Source organism: Endozoicomonas sp. SESOKO4 (assembly GCF_024606275.1).
Map to the genome: position 1 here is coordinate 1 of NZ_JAHHPS010000490.1, position 5,720 is coordinate 5,720.

Consider the following 5,720-nt stretch of genomic DNA (forward strand, 5'->3'; position numbering starts at 1 on the left):
TGATGTATGGCTGGACACGAAACGAGAATTATCTTCAGTTCCGTGAACGACGTGATCGAACCATGAAGATGTTTGAGAATGGCTGGGAGAAATATTTCAAGGACAATGTGCCTAAATGGTCATTCTCCCATGCAGAAAGCACTCCGTACTCCTACACTCCGGGTGCCTTCTATGATTGGCAACAGGGCGATGATCAGAATGTTCATGGTCATTAAAAGAAATACCCCACAATCAAGATTTCTACCTGCAGCCATGACCCGCTGACAGCCGCGAGCGATTGGAAACCCTCTTCCTCACCCGATGTGGCCATCGCTTTTCGCGGTAATAGAAGTACCCGGCTCTGAGGTAGTAAAATGACATATACTCGCCCCAATGCATTAAGCATTGCAGTGACCATTGCCATTAGCTCTTCCATTATTACTACACAGGCACTGGCCGCGCGAAGGCTACAGACACATTCTGTTGATTTTTCGGGCAGTGGACAAGCGATTATTACCCAGAATGAGGTTCTGCTTAAGTCAACTTTCGGTGATGCCCGTCAGCCAATACCCAAATCTACCACCACCTACCCTGTTCAGACTCAAGCCAGAGTGGGTAATGATGTTCCTTCCGCAGGCTTCACAGACGTTCTTTCTGGTATTGAGGGTGGTGTTTCCACTGTTAACCTGTTTGAAACAGACGAGCATGACATTGCTGAGAAATACACCAAAGTCCTGAAGGTCGGTGCTGAGGAGGTATTCAGGTTCACGCATTGCCTGAAAGACAAAAAACTGCTCATTGAAGTCAGAAGCGGGATGACCGACCCTGATTCAGTGGCAGCAGTTCGTGCTCAATTAGGTGACGACCTGCAATTAGAACCTTTAACGGGAGTCGCCAGCCCCATACAACTAGTCGGGGTGCTCAAAGGTGCGAATCAAAGAGGAGGAAGCCTTCGTTCAACTGATCACTATGACGTCCTTGCCACTATTAGGGTAAAGGAAGTTGAAGTGAACGGGCGCACCTTCATGCGTCTTATCGCTGCCAGCGATCAGCCTCCTGAACTGCAGCGTCTGGGTCAGTCGCTCTTTGTCAATGATGAGGTGCTTTTCGCAGCGGCCACCTCTGCCTATACCCAGGTCCATATTCTGGGGGAAAATTTACAACAGGAAGCTCTGGATGATCTGTTGTCGTACCAGAAACCCGTCGGATATGTTGTACACGTCGAGGACAACACACAGGTTTATCCAGTTCCTGAGGGTTATCCGAAACTGGAAGTAACTGAGGCTCCGGGAGAGATTATTGTTTTCCACGGTCAGAAACACAATCCGACCGATGTCGCTTTTGTGGAGAGCCTCCAAAGGCACTGGGAAGAATTTGACGCTAATGATAATGACTACACTACAAAGATTAAAAGAAACAAGGTCAAAAGCTACCAATACATCATTCGAAGCAGGCAGATGGCTCTGCTGGAGGAGTTTTCTGCCAAATTGGCTGTACAGCACGATGCTGAACTTAACGTATTTAAACTGTCGACGCTGACATACTATGAATCTCTTCGGCAGGCATTGGCCGTTGCTGCTCAGGATGAAACCGACGAATTTGAATTCTCAACCACAAAACACATCCGGGTCACTTCATCTGTTATTACGCCAATCTGGATGCAGGTTCAACTGGAAAAACACTTCAGCTTCAAACCCGTGCTCAGAGAACTCCTGACTAACCCATATTTTGTTCAGAATGTTCGCAAAGATGTAGAGTCGGTCGCGGAACTGATGCAGAGCTTTGCTTTTGACGAAGGCGCAAAGTTTGCTCACAAAGTCATTGGTGACATGACCACTCAGCTGCATGAGATGGAAATTGAGCTGGATGAGCTACAGGAAAGAGAAGGCAGATTCACCGGGCTAAGCAAACGGCTACAGCGAGCCATTGGCAGTTATGAGGAAAAACTGAGAGTCCAACCACTCAAGCTGGAAATTGACGATGAGCTTATAAAGCTTCGCAACCTTGAATTGGCCACACAGCTTGGTATGGACGACTGGGATGATACTCTGCCACTGGTAAAACAAGCCGAACTGATCAGTATAAAAATTCATGAAATCAACCTGGCGATTGCCGCAACAGGCCAGTTTGATCATAAAGCTGTAAAAGCAAAACTGGCAGGCATTGAAGGCCAGCTCGGTATTTCCCCGGTCGATGAAAACGATCTGGATGCCCGCTTTCAATCGATTCAACAGCAAATACAGCATATTCAACACAAGACAAAACAGGCCGACGAGGAGACCCTGCGCAGACTGACTACTATTGAAGGTCAGCTCGCTCTGAGACCGAACAACGAAGCTGACCTCGAAGCCCGTCACCAGGCCATTCTACAGCACCTTAAGCAAAGGGATGCCCTTTTCTTTCAACTGTATCTTCAACAACAGAGCACCAGAAAAGATGCTGGAAAAGAAGCTGAAATCAAAGCCCGCTATGCAACCATTGCTACACATTTGAAGATTCCGAATTTTGATAGCAACGCAGATATTGAGGTTCAACAAGAAAGCATCCTTGCATCACTTGCCGGAATGAATCTCAGAGAGGAAGTTATGCGTCAAAAACTTTATGAAATGAACAATCAACGCAATAGGGAGGATTCTTACACAAGGATCAGAAAAGTTGCTCTGGCAGCAGTTCTTGGTATTGAGCTGAGTGATGTTGAAACCAGACTGAAAAACCGCGACACCCTGGAATCAACAGTCTATTTCAAGCTTTTTAAACTTAAAGAGCTGGAAGAAGAACTAAAAGACATCGGAACACCAGGTCACCCCAAAGCCAAGCCCGAAGTCGTTGGGAAACTGACTGCTGTGGAAAATTCCCTGAAGATGCATTACGCCAATAGTGAGAACGATGTGTATTACCGTCGTCACACCATTTCTAAAAAAATTCAGGCATATATCACAGCAAGCAGGCAGCGGGTAGAGGGAGATGCGCAGGTGGTACTGAAAACCGTAGAGGAAATACTCGGGATCAATGTCAATGAAGGTGATGACAAAGCAACAAGACTTGACAGGATTCGTACAAAACTCGAAAACAATGATTTATCAGACTCCATGCTGGATGCGATAGTACAAACTTTCTGGAAAGAAGACATTACACATGCGAGCCAACAGAGGGCAACAAAATACGAGAATCTTAAAAGGCATCTTACGTTTTATGTCGAAGATGCGAATGAGCGAGCCATTAGACAACAGATAAAGCTGTTTAAAGAGATAGAGGCCAAACTGCATATCTGCTTCACTGTAAGCAATGCGGCTAAAGAAAGAGGCAGGACTTTCCTTGCTAAACTGGCCAATGATCTGGGGATAATATTAGAAGACGATATTCACCTTTCTGACAACAAGTATGCTATTAGCAACGAAATTTCGGCATTAATGGAAGAAGTAGGCGAAGTCTATGGCGATAAAGATGTCAAAAGAGTCAGAAATAATGAAATTGCTCATCAAATCAACATTGAGAATTATAAAGATGACGCCACTATAGAAGACCAAAACATTCTAATAAACAAAAAACTCCAACAGCTGTCTGAAGAAGTTTTCAAAGCAGGTGTTGCTGACGTCAATGAGCATATCGCAGCCATTGAAAATGAGCTTGACAGACAAATAGCTCGCCTCGGACCCAAACCCCGATACGTTCTTGATCGTGAGGTAGCGACTGCATGGCGAGCAATAGAAGACGCTGAAAGTGAGCTGGAGACGGCTAATCAAAAACTGGATGCTATCCTTGTCAAACAATATTTATATGCCGGAACCCGTGCTGTCCAGAAAAGTATCTCGGATGAAGGTGACAGAGCTCTCAATCAAGCAATGAAAGAACTTCAGATCAAGTTCGATCTGGCTGCAGGTGACGAGCAACCCCTTCAGGAGCGAGTAAAGGACATTACACATTTCCTGCCAGAACAAGTGGAGGACATCAGACATTCTCCGCAAGGGGACAGTAGAGAAAGTCGAGATAAAATTGTTCAGAAACTGAGAGCCAAAACAGATGCTGTTGTTCAGGAAGCTTACAATGAAAACAATGAAGTATTGTCTGAATTGACTTTAACCAGAGAAAAGCACTCTCAGGTCACAGAATTCCTGCGTGAGCAGGACAGGAAAAGTATGGAAGTGACCCATACACGGCATGAAGAGAAGAATGCACGAGAGAATCCGGATCGCAAGAAACAGGAGATTGAAGATCCCGGTAACATTGATGAGCAGGCTAAAACCGCACATAACAAAGAAATCAAACAGTTACAACCGGGCAGTAGTAATGTTATTAGCAACAAGATCCGGCAACTGATTCATAAAAGGGCCCGTCTGGAAAGTGAAATTGAAGTCAGGAAAGCAGACATTGAGAGAATGAAGGATGTCCTGAAGGCTGCCAGGGAAGCCGTCAAAAATGACGACGGTCCCTTCCAGTACACACCGAGGCAGGCAGAAGTTCGGGCTGCGATGGCCGCCTTCATTCAGCAGCACCCTCTCAAACAACAAGCCCTCGGAGTCGCATTGGGCCTGACAGATGCGGCGAGAGAAAGTGGTAAGGCAACGCCATTGCTTGCGACTTTCGATTTTGACGATGAATTTGCACCGATTCGCTTGCAGGCAATGGTCGGAAACAAACTGACTTTTAAACAGGCCAGTCGAATTGTAGAGGTATTCAAGAGCCTGAAAACGACTTTGCCGGAATCCCGGCTCGAGCCTTTAGCAGATCAACCCCGGAATGCCCTCATAGAACTCGAGACTCTGACGCTCTGGGCAATGTATGAGATGGAAACAGGGGCACAAGAATACGACGACGAAATTCGCGGTTTAGGCAAAGCGGCCATCAGCTTCGTTGAACATGAACCAGAGAACCTGAAAAGCTTCTCGGAATATTTTGCTACCCATTCTGCCAGTGGTAACAGGATCATCGCTCTGCTGCGTGAAGGTCTGATCAGCAAGATTGAACTTGAGCACTATATAAAGGCCATCAGAGGTGTCGATGGATATCAGACAGTGGCTGAATTTGAGCATTTCCTTGGTTATAAACATGGCGTCAGAGTGTCTGAGTTCAGGAAGGTTGTCCATATGCTGTCAGACAGGGATGCTGAGGAATTCATGCAGAGTGCCTTTACTCCTGTGACTGTAACCACTACTGGCCCGGCGGGTATGAAAGAGTCTGTTGCTGGCATGAGAGAGTACGCAGCTGCGGTCATCGCCAACTATATTCTTGACGACATTGCCTTTGACAGTGGCCGCAGGACGGCAGCGTTTCTGGCCAATATTCAGGATACCCTGGCACCTTACGCCTACGCTGCCGACTTGTCTGAATCAGACCTGATCAAGGCTATCAACGACACATTGATGCAGGCTCATGCCTCAGCGGTTGAGCGACAATTGTCTGATTACTGGGTCAAGCCTTCCGTCTTCCTGCTACAAGCGGTCACCTGGTACTACTCCAGCTACAAGCCTCTGATGGTGACCCAAACCGCCCTTGGGGCTGCCCGTCTGTCTCTCTCAAACATGGCGTTCCTCTACCTTCTTGATCTGACCAACAGGGGCGATTACACACACAGAATACTCACACCTTTCCAGCACTGGTTGGAACGCTATGGTGTTGACCTTGACCGAGTCGGCCAATATGCCTACCACAGCGGCATTGAAAAGATCTCTGAAGCAGGAGGACTGGCAATGCCATTGGGTAAGGCCGCTTCCTCAGTCATTCTGCTGAAAACCGGCTCTCTG

The 5,720-nt window shown here is 46.9% G+C and carries 2 protein-coding genes; both read left to right on the forward strand.

Annotated elements, in window-relative coordinates; genetic code table 11:
• Nucleotides 1–215 (forward strand): hypothetical protein (locus tag KDK16_RS09390; RefSeq protein ID WP_257275769.1); only part of this gene is annotated, 215 nt, incomplete at its 5' end.
• A 138-nt stretch (nt 216–353) separates the two neighbouring features.
• Nucleotides 354–5,720: hypothetical protein (locus KDK16_RS09395; protein ID WP_257275770.1), on the forward strand; the 5,367-nt coding region annotated here is incomplete at its 3' end.